Origin of the sequence: Flavobacterium sp. 102, assembly GCF_003634615.1 — a bacterium.
Taxonomy (GTDB): Bacteria; Bacteroidota; Bacteroidia; order Flavobacteriales; family Flavobacteriaceae; genus Flavobacterium.
The window spans coordinates 1071294-1094816 of record NZ_RBKX01000001.1 but is presented as its reverse complement, the minus strand read 5'-3'; the positions used below and the strand labels follow the sequence as shown (position 1 = coordinate 1094816).

Annotated in this window: 17 protein-coding genes; 8 read left to right on the top strand and 9 right to left on the bottom strand. The window is 35.9% G+C overall.

Annotated features, from left to right (window positions below):
• The first annotated feature begins 12 nt into the window (after positions 1 to 12).
• The 3 genes from C8C84_RS04885 (at position 13) to C8C84_RS04875 (ending at position 6542) form a co-directional block, all read left to right on the top strand.
• Entirely contained in the window at positions 13 to 2583 is a 2571-nt protein-coding gene (locus C8C84_RS04885; protein ID WP_121312470.1) for a CHAT domain-containing protein, read from the top strand.
• Between the two features lie 6 nt (positions 2584 to 2589).
• Positions 2590 to 3027, top strand: coding sequence for a retropepsin-like aspartic protease (locus tag C8C84_RS04880; protein WP_121312469.1), 438 nt, complete (start codon positions 2590 to 2592; stop codon positions 3025 to 3027).
• Positions 3028 to 3104: 77 nt separating this feature from the next.
• Positions 3105 to 6542 carry a Calx-beta domain-containing protein gene (locus C8C84_RS04875; protein ID WP_121312468.1) on the top strand — a complete coding sequence of 1146 codons (3438 nt, stop codon included), beginning with the start codon at positions 3105 to 3107 and terminating at the stop codon, positions 6540 to 6542.
• A gap of 55 nt (positions 6543 to 6597) precedes the next feature.
• On the opposite strand, the gene C8C84_RS04870 is transcribed toward C8C84_RS04875, so the two are convergent.
• From C8C84_RS04870 to C8C84_RS04840, 7 genes are all read right to left on the bottom strand, one after another.
• Positions 6598 to 7821 (bottom strand): TCR/Tet family MFS transporter, encoded by a 1224-nt coding sequence (locus C8C84_RS04870; protein ID WP_121312467.1) that lies wholly within the window; start codon positions 7819 to 7821, stop codon positions 6598 to 6600.
• 381 nt (positions 7822 to 8202) lie between these two features.
• Positions 8203 to 9309: a hypothetical protein gene (locus tag C8C84_RS04865; protein ID WP_121312466.1), complete on the bottom strand. Its 1107-nt coding sequence runs from the start codon at positions 9307 to 9309 to the stop codon at positions 8203 to 8205.
• Positions 9310 to 9318: 9 nt separating this feature from the next.
• Complete coding sequence (locus C8C84_RS04860; RefSeq protein WP_121312465.1) at positions 9319 to 10329, bottom strand: T9SS type A sorting domain-containing protein; 1011 nt, start codon at positions 10327 to 10329, stop codon at positions 9319 to 9321.
• Between the two features lie 25 nt (positions 10330 to 10354).
• On the bottom strand, positions 10355 to 11545 hold the full coding sequence (locus C8C84_RS04855; protein WP_121312464.1) for a hypothetical protein: 1191 nt from the start codon (positions 11543 to 11545) through the stop codon (positions 10355 to 10357).
• Positions 11546 to 11671: 126 nt separating this feature from the next.
• Positions 11672 to 13378, bottom strand: coding sequence for an AraC family transcriptional regulator (locus C8C84_RS04850; protein ID WP_121312463.1), 1707 nt, complete (start codon positions 13376 to 13378; stop codon positions 11672 to 11674).
• A 215-nt stretch (positions 13379 to 13593) separates the two neighbouring features.
• Entirely contained in the window at positions 13594 to 14838 is a 1245-nt protein-coding gene (odhB, locus tag C8C84_RS04845) for a 2-oxoglutarate dehydrogenase complex dihydrolipoyllysine-residue succinyltransferase (protein WP_121312462.1), read from the bottom strand.
• Between the two features lie 175 nt (positions 14839 to 15013).
• Positions 15014 to 17785, bottom strand: coding sequence for a 2-oxoglutarate dehydrogenase E1 component (locus C8C84_RS04840; protein ID WP_121312461.1), 2772 nt, complete (start codon positions 17783 to 17785; stop codon positions 15014 to 15016).
• 116 nt (positions 17786 to 17901) lie between these two features.
• Between C8C84_RS04840 and C8C84_RS04835 the strand changes: the two genes are divergently transcribed.
• Positions 17902 to 18450: a hypothetical protein gene (locus C8C84_RS04835; protein ID WP_121312460.1), complete on the top strand. Its 549-nt coding sequence runs from the start codon at positions 17902 to 17904 to the stop codon at positions 18448 to 18450.
• Between the two features lie 3 nt (positions 18451 to 18453).
• Positions 18454 to 18840 carry a hypothetical protein gene (locus C8C84_RS04830; protein ID WP_121312459.1) on the top strand — a complete coding sequence of 129 codons (387 nt, stop codon included), beginning with the start codon at positions 18454 to 18456 and terminating at the stop codon, positions 18838 to 18840.
• On the opposite strand, the gene C8C84_RS04825 is transcribed toward C8C84_RS04830, so the two are convergent.
• Both C8C84_RS04825 and C8C84_RS04820 read right to left on the bottom strand, forming a co-directional pair.
• Positions 18837 to 19187, bottom strand: coding sequence for a hypothetical protein (locus C8C84_RS04825; protein ID WP_199717095.1), 351 nt, complete (start codon positions 19185 to 19187; stop codon positions 18837 to 18839). The two genes, C8C84_RS04830 and C8C84_RS04825, sit on opposite strands and share 4 nt — an antisense overlap.
• 66 nt (positions 19188 to 19253) lie before the next feature.
• A complete protein-coding gene (locus C8C84_RS04820) occupies positions 19254 to 20228 on the bottom strand; it encodes a polyprenyl synthetase family protein (protein WP_121312457.1) in 975 nt (324 codons plus the stop codon).
• 149 nt (positions 20229 to 20377) lie between these two features.
• On the opposite strand from C8C84_RS04820, the gene C8C84_RS04815 reads away from it, so the two are divergent.
• Genes C8C84_RS04815 through C8C84_RS04805 form a run of 3 tightly spaced genes read left to right on the top strand, consistent with a single transcriptional unit; the run spans position 20378 to position 23466 of the window.
• Entirely contained in the window at positions 20378 to 20971 is a 594-nt protein-coding gene (locus C8C84_RS04815) for a TetR/AcrR family transcriptional regulator (protein ID WP_121314970.1), read from the top strand.
• 10 nt (positions 20972 to 20981) lie between these two features.
• Positions 20982 to 22316, top strand: coding sequence for a TolC family protein (locus C8C84_RS04810; protein WP_121312456.1), 1335 nt, complete (start codon positions 20982 to 20984; stop codon positions 22314 to 22316).
• 10 nt (positions 22317 to 22326) lie between these two features.
• Entirely contained in the window at positions 22327 to 23466 is a 1140-nt protein-coding gene (locus C8C84_RS04805) for an efflux RND transporter periplasmic adaptor subunit (RefSeq protein WP_121312455.1), read from the top strand.
• Positions 23467 to 23523 lie beyond the last annotated feature (57 nt).

The window sequence follows — 23523 nt, the reverse complement described above, 5'->3', positions numbered from 1 at the left end:
CTATAAGATGCTATGCGTAAAATAGTCTTTATCTTGTTGCTGACACAATGGGCTTTTTCACAAAGTACAACTACAAGTTTAGAGGATAAAATCTATAATTCCGTAGATGCTTTTGTCGCCGATCCTAACAAAGCATCATTAAAAAAATTAGAGACATTAGCACTAAGCTTTCATCCAAAATCAAAACCCGAACTCTTGGCTTTTGTCATTTTAAACTGCAACAAAGCCTATTATCAAAATCAATTTGGACAAACGCAAAAAGCACTAAAAAGCTATGAAAAAGCTTGGCAAATATTTCAAAAAAACAAACTGACAAACTATGATATTACCGAATCCTGCTTAAAACCTTTAGGGAATTTATACACGATAATCGGCGATTATGACAATGCCGAAAACGTCATCAAACAATATTACTTTATAGCCAATATTGAAAACAATCAAGCCAATAAATTTGCTTCAATTCTAAATTTATCGAATGTTTACCTGTCGTCCGGAAAATATTTAGAAGCCATCCAATTAGTAGAAAAAACGCTTTCTTCCGAAAAAATGTCCAATACTCAAAAAGGCATGCTTTGGAACAATTTAGGCAATAATTATTTGGCTTCGAATAATCGTAAAAAAGCAGCGACTTGTTATGAAATCTCTATTGGTTTTTTAAAAAATTTAGACCAAAACGAATCATTATCCAACGCCTACAGAAACGCAGCGCTGCTTAACAATGATTTGAAGTTATTTGAAAAAGCTAAAGAAACATTTCTGATAAACGACCGAAATTCTCTACGCGCTATAGCAAAACTCAATTATGACGAAGCTTTTTTATACTATCAAAACAACCAAATATCTCAAGCACAAAACGCCATTTACAAAGTTTTTCAAACCTTAATTCCGAGTTATGATAAAAGAGTAATTCCCCAAAAGAATTCGCTTTATGCGGAAACCACATTGCTCGACGCTTTAGACTTACAAGCTGAAATTTTTTTAAGGCAAAAGCAACCCCAAAAAGCCTTGGAAAGTTATGCTTTGTCTTTTCACATTGAAGGTCTATTCCAAGCGCTTTTGGTATATGAAAATTCGAAAATCATCACCCAAATTCGAAATCGAAACCGTACCGAAAAGTGCATCGAAATCTACCATTCGCTTTATCAAAAAGAACAGAAAATCAGTTATATCGAAAGTGCATTTTTACTTTCCGAACGAACAAAAGCTGCTGTTTTAAAACAATCGTTGTCAGAAGCAAAAAACAATACAAGAACCGAAAAAATAATTTTAGAACAGCTTCAAAACTGGAATACTATTATTGTCAAAGAGCAACAAAAATTGGATTTGGCCAATATTTCTAAGATTAATGAAGCGATAAAAAAGCGAAATGAGTTGATGCTTTTGTTAAAATCGGAACGAAGTAAAGAAACCCAAACAACCGAATCCGTTATAAAAATCAATGACTTATTCTCCAAATTGGAAAAAGACAAAACCATTTTAGTCGAATATTTTATGGGTACAAAACACCTGTATGTCTTTACGTTAAACAATGGTAAAATCGGATTAGCATCAATCAGAAATGAAGATGCCGTTACTTCGAAACTCTTACAATTTATAGGCTTTTTCAATGATTCCAAATCAATTTCAGAAAACCCGTCGCAATTCAATCGTTCTTCAAATGATGCTTACAACTTCTTAAATCTTCCTATAAAATCTTCCTATAAAAATCTCATCATTATTCCCGATGGCATTTTGAATTTTTTACCTTTTGAAGCATTAGTTACCCAAAAAACGGCTACAGTAAATTTTACCAAAATGCAATATATGTTGTATGATTATAGCATTGGCTATAACAATTCGGCTGATTTTTATCTCAACGCGATTCCTCTTCAACACCAAACAGAAAGTATTTTGGGTGTGTTTCCCTTATTTGAAAAAACCAATCTGGAATTGACTTTTTCCAAAAAAGAACTCAACCATTTACAAGACAATTTTAAAGGGAAATATTTGGACAATCAAAAGGCAACTTTCGAAAATTTTAAAATAAGTGCCGCCAATTATTCGATACTTCATCTTTCAACGCATGCTTCATCGGGCGATATTATAGAACCCGCCAGCATCAAATTTTATGATCAGGAAGTTTTGTATTCCGAACTTTACAATCTGAACCTAAAGCCCAATTTAGTGGTTTTAAGTGCTTGCGAGACCGGTATCGGCAAACTCTATAAAGCAGAAGGCGCGATGAGTGTTGCCCGTGGATTTCAATTTGCCGGTGCTCAAAATTTGCTATTTTCACTTTGGAAAGTAAACGACTTTACGACCTCGGTTTTAATGGAAAAATTTTATGCCAATTTAAAAAAAGGACAGTCGTATTTTGACGCCAATCATCAGGCAAAAATTGATTTCTTAAAAGATGATGCCATACCCAATGCCAAAAAATCTCCTTATTATTGGGCTTCCTTTGTCTATTATGGAACATTAGAAAAACCATCAAACGCTAATTATTTTTTATGGTTTTCTTTATTGGGAGGATTAATTGGTTTATTATTGTTGTGGAAAATACTTTTCAGAAAAAAAAACAAACCCTTTCAGCCATTCGATTAAATTATTATGGAAGACTTTCAAAAAATTCTCAAAAAAAACAAGTATAAAAAAATCAATTTTAAAGTTTCAAAAACGCAACATTTATTGATTAAGGCAAGTATTAACGGCATTTCCGGAAATTTCATCCTCGATACCGGCGCTTCTAATAGTTGTGTAGGTTTTGAGAGTATTGAACGCTTTAATTTGAAAGCCAAAAAATCAAAAACAAAAGCTTCCGGTGCAGGCGCTACGGGTATGTTTACACAATTGGCTAAAAACAATGCTTTGAAAATAGGTCGCTGGAAAACCGAGGAATTTCACTTGGTTATTTTCGACATGACGCATGTAAATGAAGCTTTACAACAATACAAAGCCAAAGCCGTTGATGGAATTATCGGTGCCGATGTTTTATTAGAAGGCAAAGCAATTATTGATTATTCAAATCATTGTTTGTATTTGAAATAAATTTTTGTACTATTTTTTTTAAATCGAAGCAACCTTTTTCAATTTTTAGTCTCTATCTTACATAAAACCTAACAAACATGAAAAAAGCTATCTCAACTTCGCCTTTAAGACTATTAATTATTTTGGTTTTCGGATTGTTTTTTAACCTCTCGATGGCACAAAATCCGTTCGTTTCTTTTTACAGCTTAAACAGTAGTGCTACGGTTATAGAAGGAAGTACTTTTTCATTTAATGTTAAACTTAACAGTGTTAGTGCCACCAATACGGTTATCAATGTGACAACCTCTCCGGAATCTGCAGATATTTCAGATTATACTCCAATAACTGCTACTGTCACAATACCTGCCGGTCAATTATTTGGCACTACAACGCTCAATATTGCCACAACAAACGATTCGACAATAGAAAACAATGAAGAGTTATTTATTACAGGAACTGTTACTTCAGGCAATACTCTCAATGCAACTGCATCCTATGTGTTGCTGATATTTGATAATGACAGCGTTCCCGATTTTTATGTTGACACCGCTTGGTTTCACACAGAATCTAACAATATTAACTTTTATTATTATTTAAGCAACCCCTACAGTTCTGATGTTGTCATCAATTGGGCAACCACAACCGGAACTGCTGGAAGTAGTGATTTCACAGCTATTAATACCACAACAAGCATACAAGCAGGACAATCCTCAGGTTTATTAACTATTTATCTCACTGACGATGCTCTCCCTGAATCTGATGAGATTTTCACTTTGACCGGAACAGTAACCTCGGGAAACACAACTAACTTATCCGCAACAAGTATTGTAACCATCCGAGATAATGACACTACGCCGACATTGAGTATTAATACAAGCGGTTACGCACCTTACGAAGGAAATAATTATAGTTTCAATGCTTCTTTAGACAGACCTTTCAACAGCGATGTCGTGGTTCAAATTACTACTGCTGATGGAACTGCCGGAAGTAGTGATTATACTGCAATCAATACCACCAAAACAATTCCTGCAGGCAACACATCTGTTCTGGTATCCATCCCTATAACAGATGACACTTTAGACGAGCCTTTCGAATCATTTTCTGTTATTGGAACCGTAACTTCGGGAAATACAACTAATCCAAGCGTAACTTCAACCGTTAACATTACCGATAATGATGGTTTACCTGATGCTTATTTTCTTACGTCGTATGATGCTTCAAACGTTGATTTTAGCACTGTTGAAGAAGGACAAAATGCCAGATTCGGAATTGGGTTAACCCATGCTCGTAACACTGATACTGTAATTCAAATCACCTCATCAAACGGAACAGCCGGAAGTGCAGATTATACTTCATTTACTACCAGCATTACGATTCCGGAAGGACAAACTCATTTTTATTCTAATAACTTAGCTGTTCCAACAATTCTAGATCAATTGCAGGAAACTGACGAGACATTTTCACTTACGGCAACTTTAAGTCCGGGAATTACCTTTAACAACACTTATATTCATACGGTTACTATTTTAGACAATTATAATGTTAATGCGAAATTCGACAATGTGGATTCAGTGGCTGAAGTTGGTACTACTTTCTCTTTATTGGCCAATGACACTTTACATGGCTTACCTTTAAACGCATCTGACGTCAGCATTACTTTAGCTCCAAATACTCTTGGTATCACTGTGAATTCTCAAGGTGTGATTTCTATTCCAAGTAACCTTGAGATTGGTTATTATGAGTTAAGTTATACGATTTGCGAAGTTGCTAATCCTGCGAATTGTGATACTGCTTCCATCAGTTTACAAGTAAAACCACCTTTAGAAGTTACTTATAATCTTATTTATTCTGATTATAATGGTGATGGTTATACTAGTGTTGGTGACATCATTACTTATCAATTTCATGTTGCTAATATTGGTAATGCTCCTATCACTAATATAGTTTCGGATTATGCGTATAACCTAAATATTATAGGTGGTCCTATCGCCAATTTAAATGCTGGACAAACAGATACCACCACATTTACAGCGATTCATATTATAACCCAAGATGATATTAACTTTGGCTATTATCAAGGAGACAACAACCAAGATCAAGGACCATCTTTTGTAGGAAATTATTATGGTTATAGTGTTACAGATTGGTCTCAGATACAGAATCCTTTTACTTTGAATATCTCTGACGGCATCAAACTGAAAGCATTTGTTGATACTAATGCTAACGGAGTACAAGATGGTGTCGAAATCAATTTTCCTTTGGGTCATTTCAATTACGAAATCAACAACAACGGAACGATTCATAACTTGTATACAACACCGTTTTACTTATACGAATCCAACCCAACAACCACTTACGATTTGACTTATCAAGTTGATTCGGATTATGCTGCCAACAACATTTGTTCGGTTTCGTATCCTAACGTTACAGTTGCTCCTGGTTCCGGAATTACTACTTACAACTTCCCAATAATAACAACTCCATATCAGGATTTATCGGTGAACATGCACAATTATGGTGCTGATCCAAGACCCGGATTCCTTTACTATTCTTATATCACTTATACTAACAATTCTAACCTCCCTTTTCCTTCAGGCACTTTAACTTTTACAAACGATACTGCCGTTTCTATTGTGACTGTTTCTGACGGAAATGCTGTGGTTACAAGCACCGGATTTACTTTTAATTTTGTCAACTTACAACCTTATGAAACCCGAACTTTTTGGGTACAAATGACCATCCCTAATATTCCGACTGTAAACTTGGGACAAACGTTAACCAATACCGTTTCAATTACACTTCCTGCCGGAGATATATTACCCTTAAATAATACGTCAAACTTAACAGAAACCATTGTAGGCTCTTATGACCCGAATGAAAAAACAGAAAGCCATGGCGGTAGAATTGTTCAGTCTTCCTTCTCTGCGAATGATTATTTAACTTATACGATAAAATTCGAAAATACCGGAACCGCCAATGCTATCAATGTAAAAGTTACTGATGTTTTAGCTGCTGAACTTGACGAAACTTCCATTAAAATGGTTACTGCCAGTCATACTTATGCTTTGGAAAGGATTAACAATACGCTGACATGGAATTTCTTCGGAATCGATCTTCCGCCATCAGTTCCAAATACTAATATTGGTCATGGTTATATTGTATTTCAAATTAAACCAAAACCAGACTATGCTATTGGCGATATCATTAACAATACGGCCAATATCTACTTTGACTTTAATCCCGCGATTGTGACGGATCCTTGTTTAACCGAATTTGTTCAATCATTGGACAATGAAACTTTTGCCTTTACCAATTTTAGTTTCCACCCGAATCCTGTAAAAAATATACTTACTATTTCGAATGAAACCATTATTGATGAAATTGAAATCACATCGGTTTTAGGACAAAAAATAAAATCAATTAAAGCCAATAATTTACAGGCCGAAATTGACTTATCCGAATTGACAAGTGGCATATACTTGATAAAAGTATCTAGCGTCGGACAAGAAAAAACAATAAAAATTATAAAAGATTAGATTATTTAATTCCATCCTCAACGTTGTTGGGGATTCAATCCCGAATCTCGGTTTCTTACGGAATTCGGGATTTTTTCTTTAAAGAATAATAGGCAATAATTGTACTAATCAACATCAAAAAACTACCCAAAATAAAAGGCGCGCCTGGCAATTTGAAAGGCGCTTCGTCATGGGTAAAAAAGTAAAACGTATTGGTCATCATTAACGGACCAATAATCGCAGAAGCACTCATCAAACTCGCTAAAGTGCCCTGAATTTCTCCTTGTTCGTTCGCCGGAACTTTACCCGAAACTTCCGATTGCAAAGCCGGACCGGCAATTCCTCCGAGACAATACGGTACTAAAAAAGCAAACATCATCCAACTTTCGGTGGCGAAAGCGAACAATAACATGCCTATAGTATACAAAGACAAACCGATATAAATACTTTTTTGATTACCCAATCTCGGACTCGTCCAACGAATCAGTCCACCTTGTACAATTCCGACTAACAATCCAACAGCACCAAGGGAAATACCAACCATTTTTTCGTCCCAATTGAAACGATACATGGTAAAGAAACTCCAGTTACTGTGAACAGCATGCGAACCTACATACAACAGAAAAATGGCCATAACCAGTCCGATAATAGAAGGATACTTTTTTAAATTGATTAAAGCATTTATAGGATTGGCGCGTTTCCATTCAAATTCGCGACGGTTCTTTTTAGATAAAGATTCGGGTAAAATAAAATAGCCGTATAAGAAGTTCAACATACACAAAACAGCCGCAGCATAAAACGGAACTCTCGAACCAAATTGTCCCAATAATCCACCAATCACGGGTCCGATAATAAAGCCTAAACCAAAGGCAGCACCAATCATTCCGAAATTTTTAGCTCTGTTTTCGGGTGTGCTGACATCCGCAATATAAGCAGACGCTGTTGTAATACTGGCACCGGTTAATCCGGCAATAATTCTTCCGACAAAAAGCCAGGTTATCGTTGGGGCAAAAGCCAACAACAAATAATCCATCGAAAAGGCAAAGAGCGAAATTAAAATAATAGGTCTTCGCCCAAATTTATCACTTAAGTTTCCAATTAAAGGTGCGCAAACAAACTGCGTTATCGCATACGCAAAAGTAAGCCAACCGCCATATTTTGCTGCTTCACTGATATCGCCTTGAATCAATTCAGAAATTAATTTTGGGATTACCGGAATGATGATTCCCCAACCCGTAATATCGATTAGCATCGTGATAAAAATAAATCCTATCGCAGCTTCTTTTTTGTTTTGCTTCATAGACTAGTTTTTACTGCGTCAGTTCGCTACGCTAGTTTGGGCGTGTCCCTTCGGGCCGTGCTGTCCGCAGTACAAGGTACTTGCTTCCATCACTCACGCAGTATGCAAATAAACGAAAAATCCCGCTTAGAAAGCCAAGCGGGATTTAAATATATAGGTGCCTCATTCGAGGCAGGTAGAAACCCTAAAGCTCTAAAGCTTTCTTAGGGTTGTTATGCCTCAATTTTTACTTAAAACATTACTGCTTAAAAAAAAGAAACCCGACATTTTCAGCCGGGTCTCAAACCACAATTATTATGAATATTAAACAGGCATTATGATTCTTTCAACTGAAATAATCATTAGCAATATTAACAGTACTTGTTTCTTTAAAGCTTCAGACTACTTTTCCAGCTTCAACCAAAAGAAGTCATTCCATCCTTCAATTAGTCGTGTTGGATCGGTATTTTTAGTTCTGTCTTGTTCCGGAATCTGAACGATTCTTTTATCTTTTACATCAAACTTATAGATTCTCGGTTTGGCTTCACCTTCAATTGTAAGTTCAACTTTGTATGCGCCGTCCATAAGATCCGCAAATTTAATTTCGCCCGGTTTGTCCACTCTTTTGAATGCACATTGAACTTCATTCCATTTGGCTTGTTCTACTTGAGCTGTATTAGGTCCGTTGCCGTAATGTTGAGCAAACAATTTGTTGTCTTTGAACAGCTTCACACTCCATTTTACACTTTTGTTGGTCTTGGCGCTGTTCGCAGGATTTGGCTTAAACTCTTCGTGTGTGATGTAATATCCAAACACCAAATTACCTGTATCAGCATAATTCATATAGGCAAAATTATTCCACGGACCACGAACCACATACATTTCATTCATTGTGGCATAAGGATCATTGTTGGTTAGTTTTACCAACTCAAAATCGAATGAATAAAACATTTTATCACCGGCATAGAAATCCAATCTGTAATTTCCAGGACCCCAATCTGTAATGAATGATTCCGAATGTCCTACCCATTCACCATCACGTTGGTAACGGCTACTTGGCTCATTGAATTTTGTCTTCTTGCCGTCATCAAAAACTTGGTCTCCGGAATATTCAAAATAGTTCATGTATTGGTTGTCTTTAAAAACCTTAATTCTTAAATACTCCGACTGATCCGAAAAGGCATTAACAGTTTTTCCGTCAACCGTTTTATTCGGAATAAAAGTTGCCGTATAACTATTAATTAATCCCGGACTGGAACCTGTTCCATAAAGAAGCGAGTTAAAGGTTACAGCCGGTGTTTGTTTGAACATAGTCCAATCGAGTTTTAAACCTGCTGAGGCGGTTCCTTTTTTCTTTTTGCCGCCTTTGGCAACTTCACTTCCTTTTTCTAAAACTTCTGCGGCTTGAGAGGTTTGATCTTTTGCTTTTTTTAATTTGTTTAATAATTGAGCATTAGTAGTCCCAAAAGAGAGCAATACTAATCCCATAAGGATAACATTTTTTTTCATCTTATTTAATTACTGTTTTTTAATCATTTTTTTATCAAAAGTAAGTCCTTCAGGAGTGGTAATCTTTAAGAGATAAACTCCTGTTTTTAAACCCGAAACATTAACTTCATTGAGGACTGAAGTGTTAATATATCTTCCGCCCAAATCATAAATCTCAACCTTTTCAATATCTTTATTGAAACGTATCACATCGTTTGCTGGATTTGGGTAGAAATAGTAATTATCTGCTATTAGGGTGTCAACACTTAAAGTGGTTTCAATATAAATTACATTTTTGAAAACGGGTCCCCAAATTCCTTGGTTATCTTTAACACGAACATTAAAAATATGAAGACCAATAGGATTTACGATTGGAATAGCTGTTTGAACAAATTGTTCATAGGCATTATTCAAATTTCCATCAGTAGCCAATAATGGAGTGCCGTTGCCTTCACCTGGATCGGTATCCCAAAAGTATTCTACCTGTACTAAACTAAGCGGTGTTGGTGTAGTTGCTTGTTCTACTTTAATAATATTAGTATAAGTTGGTCCCCACACACCTTGATTGTCTTTAACGCGTATTGAGAATTTATGAAGACCTTCACTTGGAGCGTTTAAACCACTTACGGCTACTTTTTCAAAAGCGCTTTCAAAATTTCCATCAGTTGCCAGAAGTGGTGTAGCATTTCCTTCCCCTGGATCCATATCCCAAAAATACTCCGCTTGTGTAAGTGTCATAGGGGTTGGAGTAGTTGTTGACTCCACAATTATGATATTAGTAAAAACTGGTCCCCAAACTCCTAAATTATCTTTTACACGAACACTAAATTTATGCAAACCAACACTTGGAGCATTCAATCCGTTAATAGAAATTTTTTCAAAAGCGTTATTCAAATTTCCATCAGTAGCCATCAATGGAATTCCGTTTCCTTCACCAGGATCGGTATCCCAAAAATATTCTGCCTGGTTCAACGATACTAACTGTGCAGAACACAAACTTATCGTCATTAAAGCTATTATACTGCAAATATATTTCTTCATACTAGTTTATATATTGGTATCTTGACTATTTAGTATAACCTGAACCCGTTGCATTCATTTCCGTTGTACCATTATAGATTCTTCGTGGTGTTAATAAATAGTTTACCAACGGCTTGTTGCCAGGACTTGTAGGCCAATAGTTTTCCCAAGTATCAGAACCTCCACGATTTCCAATATCATTTCTAGTCAAATCAATATCAGTAAAATCATCATCCGCTGCACCAGCATTTACAAGCGCTGTTCCTGTAACGGTTCTCGTTACATCATTGAAACTAAGTGAAGCACTACTAATATTATTGGTTGCATTCGAATTTAATGCTGTAAATGCTGATGTTGAAGCATTATACATTACGTAAACGGTTGCGTTTAATATATTACTATTAACTACTTCATTATAAGTAGACGATGAAATTGAAGTTGAAATTGCATTATTCAATACTGAAAAAGTGGCTTGATTGCCAGTTGCCAAACTGATAACAATGGCTGAGTCCGATCCACTATCGATAGCATTGTTTCTAATCTCATTGTTGCTGCCTGTTTTTGCCGCCTCAATATACAAAGTACCATTTGAAAGATAATTATTTAAAATTCTCGTTCTATAGTTTTTTTGATCAAGATAAATTGCAGCTTCAGTTGTTAACAAAGCGTTCGCAATAATTTCAATGTCATCTGTAGCCAAGTTAGTATCTGCTAAACTTGTAGAAATGCTGACACTACCAGCAGTATTTCCTGTTATTCTACCATGCGTACATGATATAGTCCCCGTTATGGAGCAACCAGATATGTTTACCGAGGTATTTAATTTATTAGCATTAACACCGCTACTCAAAGAGGAATTATAAATATTTATGGTTGTCCTTCCGTTAGTAGAATCAGCAGAAGAAGAAAATGTGCTGGTTAAATTCATATTATGAACAGTAACTACTCTTCCTGCTAATGGAGTAACCGATACTGTGCCCTGTATAAAATAATTTGAAAAATTTATTTCTGAAACAAAAGTTAATGATTTGTCAATTACTAAATTCTCTATGAATGGAAGTCCGGCAGCTTTTGGACGTATAATGATTCTATCGCCGTTTGAAGCTTGAGCGATTGCTGCACTTATAGTAGAAAAAGAACCACCAGCACCAGAATCTCGAACATACAAATCAGCTGCAGTAACTATTGTACTGCAAAATCCAAAAATAGCTAAAACAACAATTTTAATAGTTTTCATAAGTTTAAGTTTGATATAATTTTCCACCAAAACTATGAGATAAGAACTATCAGAACAATTTGTTTATTGGACTATTTATAAATAATCAGTAGCTAAAAAAGATGTAAATATTTGACTTCTAAATGCTTATTTTGTATCTTTCAACTTTTCAATATAATAATTAGGAGAAAGCCCCGTTTGCTTTTTAAAAACACGAACAAAAGTACTCGCATCTTTATATCCTACTTCTTCCGCTATAGCTTGCATAGTATATTTACGAAAATAAGGTGCCTCAATCAGTTTTTTGAGTACATACTGCATTCGCAATTCTTGCGTGTATTCTGAGAAGGTCTTTTGCAGAACCTGATTGAAGTATTGTGACAAATAAGCCGTATTTGTATTTAATTTTTTGGCCACAAAAGCTAACTTGAAATTCGGATCTAAAAAAACTTCTTTTTGCTCTATTTTTTTTAAACCTAATGCCAATTTCTCTATAAGCTCATCATCAATTATTTGTTTTGACTGTACTTCAGTATTATAAATTTGCATTTTATTAATCCCTGAAGTTTTAGATTCTTTTAACTTTTGAATAATTTTTAAAAATCGATAATGTTTTTCTTTCTGATGTCTGTAATAATAATAAAAACTAAAAACAACTATAGCAAAAACTATCAAAATGCTAAAAAGAGAGATTTTAAAATAATTCTTAGAAGCAATAATTTTATTCGATTCATCTTTTATGATATTTAAATCATAATTGTGAAGAAAATTTAAAGATTTATTTTTTATTCCTTCTATTGATTTAATTAATACTAAACTTTTTTGGGCATAGAGATAAGCATTCTTATTGTCATTTTTTTTACTATAACTTTGTGTCATAATGTTATAGGCCATTAATAAATTTTCTTTTGAAACTTGAGTTGCTTGATAACTTTTTATATACTTCTTACAATAGAAAAATGATGAATCAACTTGCTTTAAATGATGAAAACAATCAGCCATCCCCAAATCAAATAACTGTACGGTTCTTATGTTATCCTCAATAACCGTATACTTTTTCCCCTTTCTGTATAAAGACAATGATTTAACGTAATCCCCAGCCAAAGCCGCACTTTTTGCTTCACGCATGTACAACAATGCTTTGGTGTACTCAGGGTAAAAATTATCATGTATCAACATAGTTGCTGCTGCATTAAAGTAATAATTTGCAGAATCTAAAAACACAGCTTTTTTTGACTGGATATAATACTGTTGATAAGCTTCTCCTATAATATTGTGTTTATCTGCAAATAATTTTTTATTCATTACTTTTTTTTCACCTACCCCTAATTTCAGGTGTGGTGAAGTCTTTAATTCTCTCTTTAACAAAGCAATCCCATTAACATAATCACCCATAGCCACTTTTATCAAACCATATTGTTCGTTAAAATGAGTATTGGGTAAATGCTTTTTGTATTTATCAAGATAAAACAATGCCAAGTCATACTCTCCTAAATTCTTATGAACATAGAAAAGTTTGTTGACACACATTCCTATCAAATCTTGGTATACTTTGCTTGATTTAGCATTATCACTTTTTTCAATATTTTCTATAAGTGCTATGAGAAGTTGCTTAGAATGAGTAAACTCTGATTTATTGTAAAAATAATTGGCTACATAATATTTGCCAAAAAAACTAAACAACTCGTTTTTAGAATTACTAATTTCCAAAGCTTCAGTGTAAGCTTTATCAGGATTAGAAATAAGTTGTTCTTGTATACTTCGGGTTCTTTTGATCTCAGACTCATTTAATTCCTGAGAAAATACCGAAGAGAAAGATAATAGTATTATAAAATAAGAGATAATTTTATACATGTTGAAAAACTGAAAAAACGCTGCTAAAAAATTTTAATGCGCTAAAATAGATAATAACCTATAGTTTTATATAAATTCTCTAAGAATAGTTTTTTATTATTTGAACTTATTTTTTCAATTTTAAACTAAACCTTTTACTTAAAAAAAATCCCGTCTTGTTTACAACAAGACGGGATTTACATATATAGGCGCCTCATCCGAGGCAGGTAGAAACCCTAAAGCTCTAAAGCTTTCTTAGGGTTGTTGTTCATTAAAATTTCAACCGGATTTTCTAATGCTTCTTTTACCGCTACCAAGAATCCAACCGACTCACGACCATCGATGATTCTGTGGTCATAAGACAAAGCTACAAACATTACCGGAGCGATAACGATTTGTCCGTTTCTTACGATAGCTCTTTCTACTACATTGTGCATTCCAAGAATACCTGATTGTGGTGGATTGATAATTGGTGTTGACAACATACTTCCGAAAACACCACCATTGGAAATAGTGAATGTTCCGCCGGTCATTTCGTCAACGGTGATTTGTCCGTCACGAGCGCGAATCGCTAATCTTTTGATTTCCGCTTCAACACCTCTGAAAGATAATGTTTCTGCGTTTCTCATTACCGGAACCATCAACCCTTTTGGTCCTGAAACCGCTACTGAAATATCACAGAAATCATAAGCAATTTTCTCTTGTCCGTCAATCATCGAATTGACATCCGGGTATAATTGTAAAGCGCGAGTTACTGCTTTGGTAAAGAATGACATAAAGCCTAATCCTAAGCCGTGTTTGGCTTTAAAAGCTTCTTTGTATTCTTCTCTTAAAGCGTAAATATTGGTCATGTCGACCTCGTTGAACGTAGTCAACATGGCCGTTTCGTTTTTCGCAGAAACCAAACGCTCTGCTACTTTACGACGCAACATGGATAATTTTGTTCTTTCCGAACCACGAGTGCCACCAGTTGGTGTTCCCATAGAAGGCACAGCGTTTACAGCGTCATCTTTAGTAATTCTGCCGTCTTTCCCTGTTCCAACGATGTCAGAAGGTTGGATGTTTTTTTCGTCTAATATTTTACGAGCCGCCGGAGATGGTGTTTGGGCTGCATAAGTGGCTACAGGAGCCGGAGCTGCTTTAGGCGCTTCAACCTTTTTCTCTTCTGCCTTTGGTGCTTCTGCCTTTGGTGCTTCTGCTTTCACTTCTGCAGCCGGAGTTGGAGTTGAACCACTAGGTTTTGCTGCATCCGTGTCGATTAAACAAACTACGGCACCTACGGCTACTGCATCACCTTCTTCCGCTTTTAGCGTGATGATTCCGCTGGCTTCTGCCGGTAACTCTAAAGTGGCTTTATCAGAATCCACCTCAGCAATGGCTTGGTCTTTTTCTACATAATCGCCGTCTTTTACTAGCCACGTTGCAATTTCTACTTCTTTAATCGATTCTCCCGGTGATGGGACTTTCATTTCTAAAATCATGTTTGTGTATTTTAGTTTATGTTATTGTGTTATTGTATGAAGGATTTTATACCTGACAGCCACCGACTGTCCTCCTTTTAATTTCAAATGTTCTTGTTCATCTTTTTTCTAGCCCCGATTGTAGTGGAAATCCTCGAAGAGATTGCAACGAAAAGCGGGAAATAGCTCCTAATCATTATCTGAATAAATTCTTGTCAAATACCATTCTGATAGCATCAGCATGTCTTCTTCTGTCTCTTGTGTGACTTCCAGCGGCCGGTGCGGCATACGCTTTTAACGAAGCCAATCTCCATGGCACCAAGTCGAAATTCATTAGCATATAACTGTAAGCGCCCATGTTTTTCGGTTCTTCTTGTGCCCAAACGAAATCGTCTGCATTTGGATAACTGGCAATCACGGCTTTCAATTGGTCTACCGGTAACGGGAACAACTGCTCGATGCGTACCAAAGCTACGTCATTTCTGTTTAAATTTTCTCTTTCGGCTACAATATCGTAATAGAATTTTCCGGTACAGAACACTACGGTTTTTACTTTTTTCTTGTCGATTGAATTGTCATCAATCACCTCTTGGAAACTACCTTTGTACAATTCCTCACGAGTAGAAACGCACAATGGGTGACGCAACAAACTTTTTGGCGAGAATACCACCAAGGGTTTGCGGAATTTAGTTTTCATTTGGCGACGCAACAAGTGGTAAAAATTCGCCGGAGTCGTACAATCCGCCACATACATATTGTGTTTAGCACACAGTTGTAAGTAACGTTCCATACGCGCCGAAGAGTGCTCTGCTCCTTGTCCTTCGTAACCGTGAGGCAACAATAATACGATTCCGTTTTGGTTGTTCCATTTGTCTTCACCACACGAGATGTATTGGTCAATCATGATTTGGGCACCGTTAGAGAAATCTCCAAACTGCGCTTCCCAAATCGTTAATGCGTTTGGATTGGCTAGAGCATAACCGTAATCAAACCCCAGAACGCCATATTCTGAAAGGAAGGAATTAAATACATTGAACTTCCCTTTTTTGTCCTTTAAAGTATTCAGTAATACTACTTCTTCTTCGCTGTCTTCTACTTTTACGACAGCATGACGGTGAGAGAATGTTCCTCTTTCCACGTCTTGTCCGGATAAACGAACATCATAACCTTCGGTTAATAACGATCCATAAGCTAACGTTTCCGCTGTTCCCCAATCGATAGTATCGTTGTTGTACATCGTTTTTCTATCGGTTACGATTTTAGAAATCTTGCTGATGAATTTTTTGTCTGACGGTAAAGTCGAAATCGTTTCTAAGATAGTATCCAACTTCTTTTTGTCGAAAGTAGTATCTACTTTTTTCAACATTTCGTCATCTGAAACCTGAACAAAACCTTCCCAAGCATCTTGTAAAAAAGGCTTGATAATGGTCAAATCTTTCTTGCGGGAAGCTTGAAGATTTTCATCCAATTTGGCCTTGTATTCGTTTTCTATTTTGGTAATATAAGCCGCGTCAACAATTCCGGCAGTAATTAATTGCTCTGAATAAATGTCTCTCGGGTTTTTATGACGGGCAATCAGTTTGTATAATAATGGTTGGGTAAAACGAGGTTCATCGCCTTCGTTGTGACCGTATTTTCTATAACCAAGTAAATCGATGAAAACATCTCTTCCGAATTCCATTCTGAAATCCAATGCAAATAACATGGCATGAACCACGGCTTCTGCATCGTCTGAATTCACGTGAAGAATTGGCGACAAAGTCACTTTGGCCACATCAGTACAATACGTTGATGAACGTGCGTCTAAATAATTGGTCGTAAAACCAACTTGGTTGTTGATGACAATATGAATCGTTCCTCCGGTTTTGTAGCCGTCTAATTGCGCCATTTGCACAATTTCGTATACGATTCCTTGTCCGGCCACAGCCGCATCACCGTGAACGGCGATTGGCAATACTTTCGAGAAATCTTCCGGAAAATATTTGTCTTGTTTGGCACGGGTAATTCCTTCAATCACGGCGCCAACGGTTTCCAAGTGAGATGGATTGGGTGCCAAATTGATATTGATTTTTTTACCCGATTGGGTTTTTCTTTCAGACGTTAAACCTAAATGGTACTTAACGTCACCATCGAAATACTCTTTATCGTAATCTTTTCCGTCAAATTCGGAGAAAATATCTTGAGTCGCTTTGCCAAAAATATTGGCTAACGTATTCAATCTTCCTCTGTGCGCCATTCCCATTACGAAATGCTCTACGCCTTTTTCCGCTGCTGCTTCAATTAAAGCGTCTAAAGCCGGAATAATGCTTTCGCCACCTTCTAATGAAAAACGCTTTTGGCCTACATATTTCGTATGCAAAAAGTTCTCAAACGAAACCGCTTCGTTTAGTTTGCCTAGAATGTGTTTCTTTTGCTCGGCATCGAAACTTGGTTGGTTGTCATTTTTGTTGATTCTTTCTTGAACCCAATTCACAAAAACAGGATTTTCCATGTGCATGTATTCGATACCAATGTGTTGGCAATACATGCTTTTCAAATGCGCTAAGATTTGGTTTAATGTTGAAGGTTGTTTTCCTAGAATTTTAGCCGCATCAAAAACAGTCTCCAAATCAGCCGAAGACAAACCGAAGTTTTGCAAGTCTAAATTCGGCTCATAAACTCTTCTGTCACGAACCGGATTGGTTCTGGTAAATAAGTGACCGCGAGTTCTATAGCCGTCAATTAATCGTAATACGTTAAATTCTTTTTGCAATTTATCCGAAACGATACTACAATCCTGATTACCGGTAAATGCACCAATCATTTGTTCGGTAGCATTTTCCTCGTTATAGGTCGTCATTCCAAAGTCGAAACCTTGTAAAAAGGCTCTCCAACTTGGTTCTACGCTATCAGGATTTTGAAGGTATTGTTCGTATAAATCGGCAAAAAATTCGGTGTGTGCTGCGTTTAAAAAGGAAAACCTATCCATGATTTTATGAGTAAATATTCTTAGTATTAGAAAATCAGTTGCAAAAGTATGACATTTGTAATAATCTTTCAATGTTTTTAGTACATTTATAACGCTATTTTAACGCTCTACTTTAGATGAAAAAGAATACGATTCAAAATTCGATGCGATTTTTACTTTTGCTTGTCTTTTCAGGAATTTCGCAAGCCGTTTTATCGCAAGAAAATCAGTTACCCAAAGCCAAAACAGATGGTTTTTGGGATCATGTACAATTTGGCGGCGGTTTTGGTTTGGCCATCGGAAACGGCTATACCGACATTACGATTGCGCCCAGTGCCATTTACAACTTCAACGAGTATTTTGCTTTGGGAACCGGATTACAATACAGCCGTTTGAAACAAAAGAATTTTTACTCTTCGAATGTGGTTGGCGGAAGCGTGATTGGTTTGTTCAACCCGCTTGAAGAAATTCAACTCTCTTTAGAAGTAGAACAAGTACATGTTAACACAACTTACACCGATTTATACGATAATGTCAAGAGAAGTTTTTGGAACACCGGCTTGTATGTTGGTGGCGGTTATCGTGCCGACAACGTAACGATTGGCGCGCGTTTCAATTTGCTTTTTGACAAAGACAAAGATTTGTATGGTGATGCGTTTATGCCTTTTATCAGAGTTTATTTTTAAGTGATGAAAAAGATATTTTGTTTATCGTTTTTGTTCTTTGGATTTATAGGATTTTCGCAGAATCCTGTTTCATTGATATTGGGCAAAACCAACAGTCAATTTTCTGCTAACAAACCCAGTTTTAGCCTAAAGGACATTTCTTTCAATTTAAATCTTTCGGACAAAAAAAGTTATGCAGATAAGTATTTCCTAACTGTTTACAATCCGACGACACAAATGAATGATCATTATGTCAATGTTAGTAACCAATATTACTTGAGCAATTACAAGTCGTTTCCAATTTATAATTTTGATGGTACTAAGATAGATTCCTTCAATCCGAATGGGGTTTCCGATTTGGGAAGTGGTATCGTCAGCGGGATTTTAAACTTATTTTTCGAGAAAATTTAATACTTATTCCTGAACCAAACCTTCATCCATTCTCTTTTTAAAATTAAGAAAGAAACTTGTTCCGAAAGTTCCGCCAAATCGGAACCATCGAGTTGTTTTACCGTTTCTTCAGGAACATCAATAATATAAAGCAGATTTAAATATTCGGCAAATTTGTACTGAATCAAGCGATAGATTTTCTCGTGTAATTGCACTTTTAGTTCGTAGGGCGAAGTACTTTGCGGAAAGTCAATCGGTTCATTGGCAAAATTAAAGTCCTTGTTGATTTGCTCAATGAGCTTTGAGTACAAGTTTTCCTTCTCGGCTTCCGAGAGTAGTTGGTCAGTATTTATAGGCGCAACAAACAAATTGAGGTAAGATTTAAGGTTAACGATTTCTAATTGTAGATTTCAAACTGAATACTGAACACTTTTCTAAACGTTTCTACTCATTAATTTATCTCCAAAAGCTCTCAAAACAGCCTTTTTGTCTTCGCTGATATTCATCTTTTCTAAAGTTGCAAAAGCTCTTAAAGTATAATCTTGTATAGCACTTTGCGTCGCATCACTTGCTCCGGTTTGGTTGAAAATCTGTTTTACTGAATCGATTTTATCAGAATTATCGTTTGGCTGAATGGAGAACAAATGCAACAATTGCTCTTTTTCTTCCGCTTTTGAATATTCCAAAGCTTTTAGGTATAAATAGGTTTTTTTATTCTCGATAATATCACCACCAACTTGTTTGCCAAAAGTTTCCGGATCACCAAACGCGTCTAAGTAATCATCTTGCAATTGGAATGCAATTCCTAAATTCAAACCGAAATCATAAATCGCTTTAGCATTTTCTGTGGAAGTTTCGGCTACTATTGCGCCCATTTTCATAGCTGCACCAACCAAAACTGCCGTTTTGTATTCAATCATTTTTAAATATTCGGGAATCGTCACATCGTCACGGGTTTCAAAATCGACATCGTATTGTTGTCCTTCACAAACTTCCAATGCGGTTTTGCTGAATAATTTGGCCAAATCTCTAAAAACATTCGGCTCATAAGTTTCAAAAAATTGGTAAGCTAAAATCAACATCGCATCACCGGAAAGTATTCCGGTATTGAGGTTCCATTTTTCATGCACAGTTTCGTTTCCTCTTCGCAAAGGCGCATCATCCATAATATCATCATGAATCAGGGAAAAATTATGAAAAACCTCAACAGCTGTAGCAGCTTGTATGGCCTTTTGACAATCAACATCAAACACTTCCGCTGCCATTAAAGTTAAAATAGGACGCAATCTTTTTCCACCCAATGAAAGGATATAACGAATCGGCTCGTATAAATTATTGGGCTCTTTTTCGAGAGTCAACGTATTAAAATGGGCAATTATTATGTCTTGGTATTCGGAGATGGCGCGCATGAAAAATATTTTTGGCTAATTTAGGTTATTCCCACCGCATTACAAAAGTGTGCTTTTTTCTCTAATGTTAAATTTACGTTAATACTATGGAAACTATTTTAGTGTTTAAAGTTTCCGTTTTACTTTTGCCTCATAATTTTAACATTATCATGAAAGATAAAATCATCAAAAAAGCTACAGATATGTTTTTGAAACTCGGTTTCAAAAGCGTCACCATGGATGATATTGCGTGTGAAATGTGCATTTCAAAAAAGACCATTTACAAATATTTCAGCAATAAAGAGAAACTAATTGAAGAAGGCACTGAAGTAGTACATCAAAAAATTCACACCCTAATGGATAATGTAGTTGCTCAGAACCACAATGCAATAGCCGAAAATTTTCAAATAAGGGAAATGTTCAAAGAGATGTTTCAATCGTTTGATCAATCTCCGGCTTATCAACTCAAAAAGCATTATCCGGAAATTTATGAAAAAATGATGTGTAACGAAATTGAAGATTGTAGCCAAATGTTTCGCCAAAACATCGAAAAAGGAATTAAAGAAGGTTTGTATCGTAAAGAAACTGATATTGAAGCAGCTGTTAAATTTTATTACACTCTTATTTTTTCCATCAACGAAAACACCATGTTGGAAAAAGAAGCCTATGAATTAGAAGCCAAAGCATTGGAATACCATACCCGAGCTATTGCTACTGCTGAAGGAATTACTGAACTTGAAAAACACTTAAAATCACTTATATAATCATCAATCTATGAAAAACAACTTATTACTAACTTTACTCTTGTTTGTAAGCAGCTTACAAGCCCAAGAACAAAACTACTCATTTAGTCTGCAACAAGCCATTGACCATGCCATTCAAAACAACTATTCGGCTATCAATGCCGGCAGAGACATTGACGCAGCTAAGCAAAAGAAATGGGAAACGACAGCGGCAGGTTTACCGCAAATCAATGCAGGTTTAGACTATCAAAACAATTTCGAATTGCAAAAGTCTGTCGTTCCTGCTGAATTTTTTGGTGGAAATCCGGGCGAATTTGCCACAGTGGCTTTTGGAACTAAACACAATATGACGGCTCGCGCCAATTTGAGCCAGTTAATTTTTGATGGTTCTTATATTGTAGCGCTTCAGGCATCCAAAACGTATTTGAAATACTATGAAAATGCCAAACAAAAAACCAATACTGAAATCAGAGAAATGGTTATAAATGCCTATGGCAACGTATTATTGGCAGAGGAAAGTATCGCGATACTTGAAAAAAACAAAGCGACTTTGTCTAAAACCTTAACGGATACTGAAGAAACGTTTAAAAACGGATTGATTGAAGAAGAAAATGTAGAGCAATTGCAAATTACTTTGTCTTCGATTAACAGCAACTTGAACAATACTCAAAGATTATTGGATGTGGCTTATAAAATGTTGAAATTCACCTTAGGAATAGATATTAATGCCGAATTGAAACTGACGGATAAATTGGACAATCTGACTACAACCAATTTAGATTTGGCTTTTGGACAAGGCGATTTTGCTGTAACCAACAATATTGATTACCAAATGGCCACTAATTTTCAAGAACAAAGAAGTTTAGAATTAAAATTACAAAGAAGCAAAGCATTGCCTACGTTGTCTGCCAATGTAAACTTTGGATACAATGCTTTTAATGACCAGTTTGCCTTTTTTCAAAAAGACCAAAAATGGCTGAACTACTCAAATCTTGGCGTAAGTTTAAATGTGCCTATCTTTAGTAGTTTGGGAAGAAGTGCCAAAACGCAGCAAGCCAAAATTGCTTTGGACCAAGCCAAAACCCAACTTTCTGCTACAGAGCAACGATTGAAATTGGAATACGAAAAAGCCAAAAGTGACTACGAATTCAGCATTGAAGAATACGCTACTTCCAAAAGCAATTTGAATTTGTCTGAACGCATCGAAAGAAAACAACAAATCAAATTTACCGAAGGTTTGTCTTCCAGTTTTGACTTCAGTGAAGCACAAAGACAATTGTACACAGCACAACAAAACTACCTGCAATCCATGGTAAACATCATCAATAAAAAAGCAACTCTTGAAAAAATTATCAACAAAAACTAATCTATATATAATGAAGAAGACAATTATACTTTCCCTTTTAGCCGTAGTACTTTACGCTTGCGGAAACAAAGAAAACGCTGAGTCGGTTGACCAACTGATTAAAACCAAAAACGTAACCGCATTGCAAGCCAAGAAAACTGCTTTGCAAGGAGAAATTGCTAAAATCGAAGAAGCATTGGCGACTTTAGATGTGAAAAAAGAAGAAGCTTTGGTTTCAGTATTGACTGTAAAGGACACTGTTTTTAATCATTATCTTGACATTCAAGGAAGTGTTGATACTAAAGAAAATATTTTAGTTCAACCGGAATTCAGTGGTACTTTAACATCTTTAACGGTTATCGCCGGACAAAAAGTTTCTAAAGGTCAAATCTTGGGTCGTGTTGACGATGGCGGAATCAGTCAACAATTGGCTAGTGCCGAAAACCAATACAATTTGGCCAAAACCACTTACGAAAGACAAAAAAATCTTTGGGACAAAAAAATCGGTTCCGAAATTCAATATTTACAAGCGCAAACACAAATGATTTCGGCTCAAAAAAGTGTAGCTCAAATCAAGGCACAATTGTCTAAAACCGTAATCCGTGCACCTTTTACCGGAACTATCGATGAAGTTTTTGTTGAAAAAGGACAAGTCGTGGCACCAAGCGCTCAAGGCTTAATGCGAATTGTTAACTTAAACAACATGTTTGTGTCGACAACCATTCCAGAAACGTATATCGGAAAATTAAAAGTAGGTACTTTGGTTGATGTTTATTTAACTTCTTTGAATAAAACTTACAAAGGAAAAGTACGTCAAATAGGTAATTTCATCAATCCAAGCAACAGAAGTTTTGGTATTGAAGTGAGTGTCCCAAATCCGGACAACTTATTACGTCCAAACCAAGTGGCCAAACTTAAAATCACGGATTACGTAAGCAAAGATGCGATCGTTGTTCCAACCAATGTAATTCAAGAAGATGGTGAAGGAAATAAATTCATTTACACTGTTGAAGGAAGCAATGGAAAAACAGGAACGGCTAAAAAAGTAATCGTAACCGTTGGAAAATCATCAAACAATGTTACCGAAATCCTAAGTGGTTTAGCTGCTAATGACATTATTGTAACCGAAGGCGTGAACAATATTTCTGAAGGAATGAAACTTAATTTCTAAAAACCGTTGTCTGTTATCGGTTGTCTGTTTAATCTTGACAACCGATAACGGAGAACC

Bases quoted from the DNA above. Each gene is read 5' to 3' on its own strand.
- C8C84_RS04875 (WP_121312468.1), top strand. From the start codon at position 3,105: ATGAAAAAAGCTATCTCAACTTCGCCTTTAAGACTATTAATTATTTTG.
- C8C84_RS04830 (WP_121312459.1), top strand. From the start codon at position 18,454: ATGAAAAAGATATTTTGTTTATCGTTTTTGTTCTTTGGATTTATAGGA.
- C8C84_RS04840 (WP_121312461.1), bottom strand. From the start codon at position 17,785: ATGGATAGGTTTTCCTTTTTAAACGCAGCACACACCGAATTTTTTGCC.
- C8C84_RS04860 (WP_121312465.1), bottom strand. From the start codon at position 10,329: ATGAAGAAATATATTTGCAGTATAATAGCTTTAATGACGATAAGTTTG.
- C8C84_RS04850 (WP_121312463.1), bottom strand. From the start codon at position 13,378: ATGTATAAAATTATCTCTTATTTTATAATACTATTATCTTTCTCTTCG.
- odhB (WP_121312462.1), bottom strand. From the start codon at position 14,838: ATGATTTTAGAAATGAAAGTCCCATCACCGGGAGAATCGATTAAAGAA.
- C8C84_RS04820 (WP_121312457.1), bottom strand. From the start codon at position 20,228: ATGCGCGCCATCTCCGAATACCAAGACATAATAATTGCCCATTTTAAT.
- C8C84_RS04805 (WP_121312455.1), top strand. From the start codon at position 22,327: ATGAAGAAGACAATTATACTTTCCCTTTTAGCCGTAGTACTTTACGCT.
- C8C84_RS04885 (WP_121312470.1), top strand. From the start codon at position 13: ATGCGTAAAATAGTCTTTATCTTGTTGCTGACACAATGGGCTTTTTCA.
- C8C84_RS04835 (WP_121312460.1), top strand. From the start codon at position 17,902: ATGAAAAAGAATACGATTCAAAATTCGATGCGATTTTTACTTTTGCTT.
- C8C84_RS04865 (WP_121312466.1), bottom strand. From the start codon at position 9,309: ATGAAAAAAAATGTTATCCTTATGGGATTAGTATTGCTCTCTTTTGGG.
- C8C84_RS04810 (WP_121312456.1), top strand. From the start codon at position 20,982: ATGAAAAACAACTTATTACTAACTTTACTCTTGTTTGTAAGCAGCTTA.
- C8C84_RS04855 (WP_121312464.1), bottom strand. From the start codon at position 11,545: ATGAAAACTATTAAAATTGTTGTTTTAGCTATTTTTGGATTTTGCAGT.
- C8C84_RS04870 (WP_121312467.1), bottom strand. From the start codon at position 7,821: ATGAAGCAAAACAAAAAAGAAGCTGCGATAGGATTTATTTTTATCACG.
- C8C84_RS04815 (WP_121314970.1), top strand. From the start codon at position 20,378: ATGAAAGATAAAATCATCAAAAAAGCTACAGATATGTTTTTGAAACTC.
- C8C84_RS04880 (WP_121312469.1), top strand. From the start codon at position 2,590: ATGGAAGACTTTCAAAAAATTCTCAAAAAAAACAAGTATAAAAAAATC.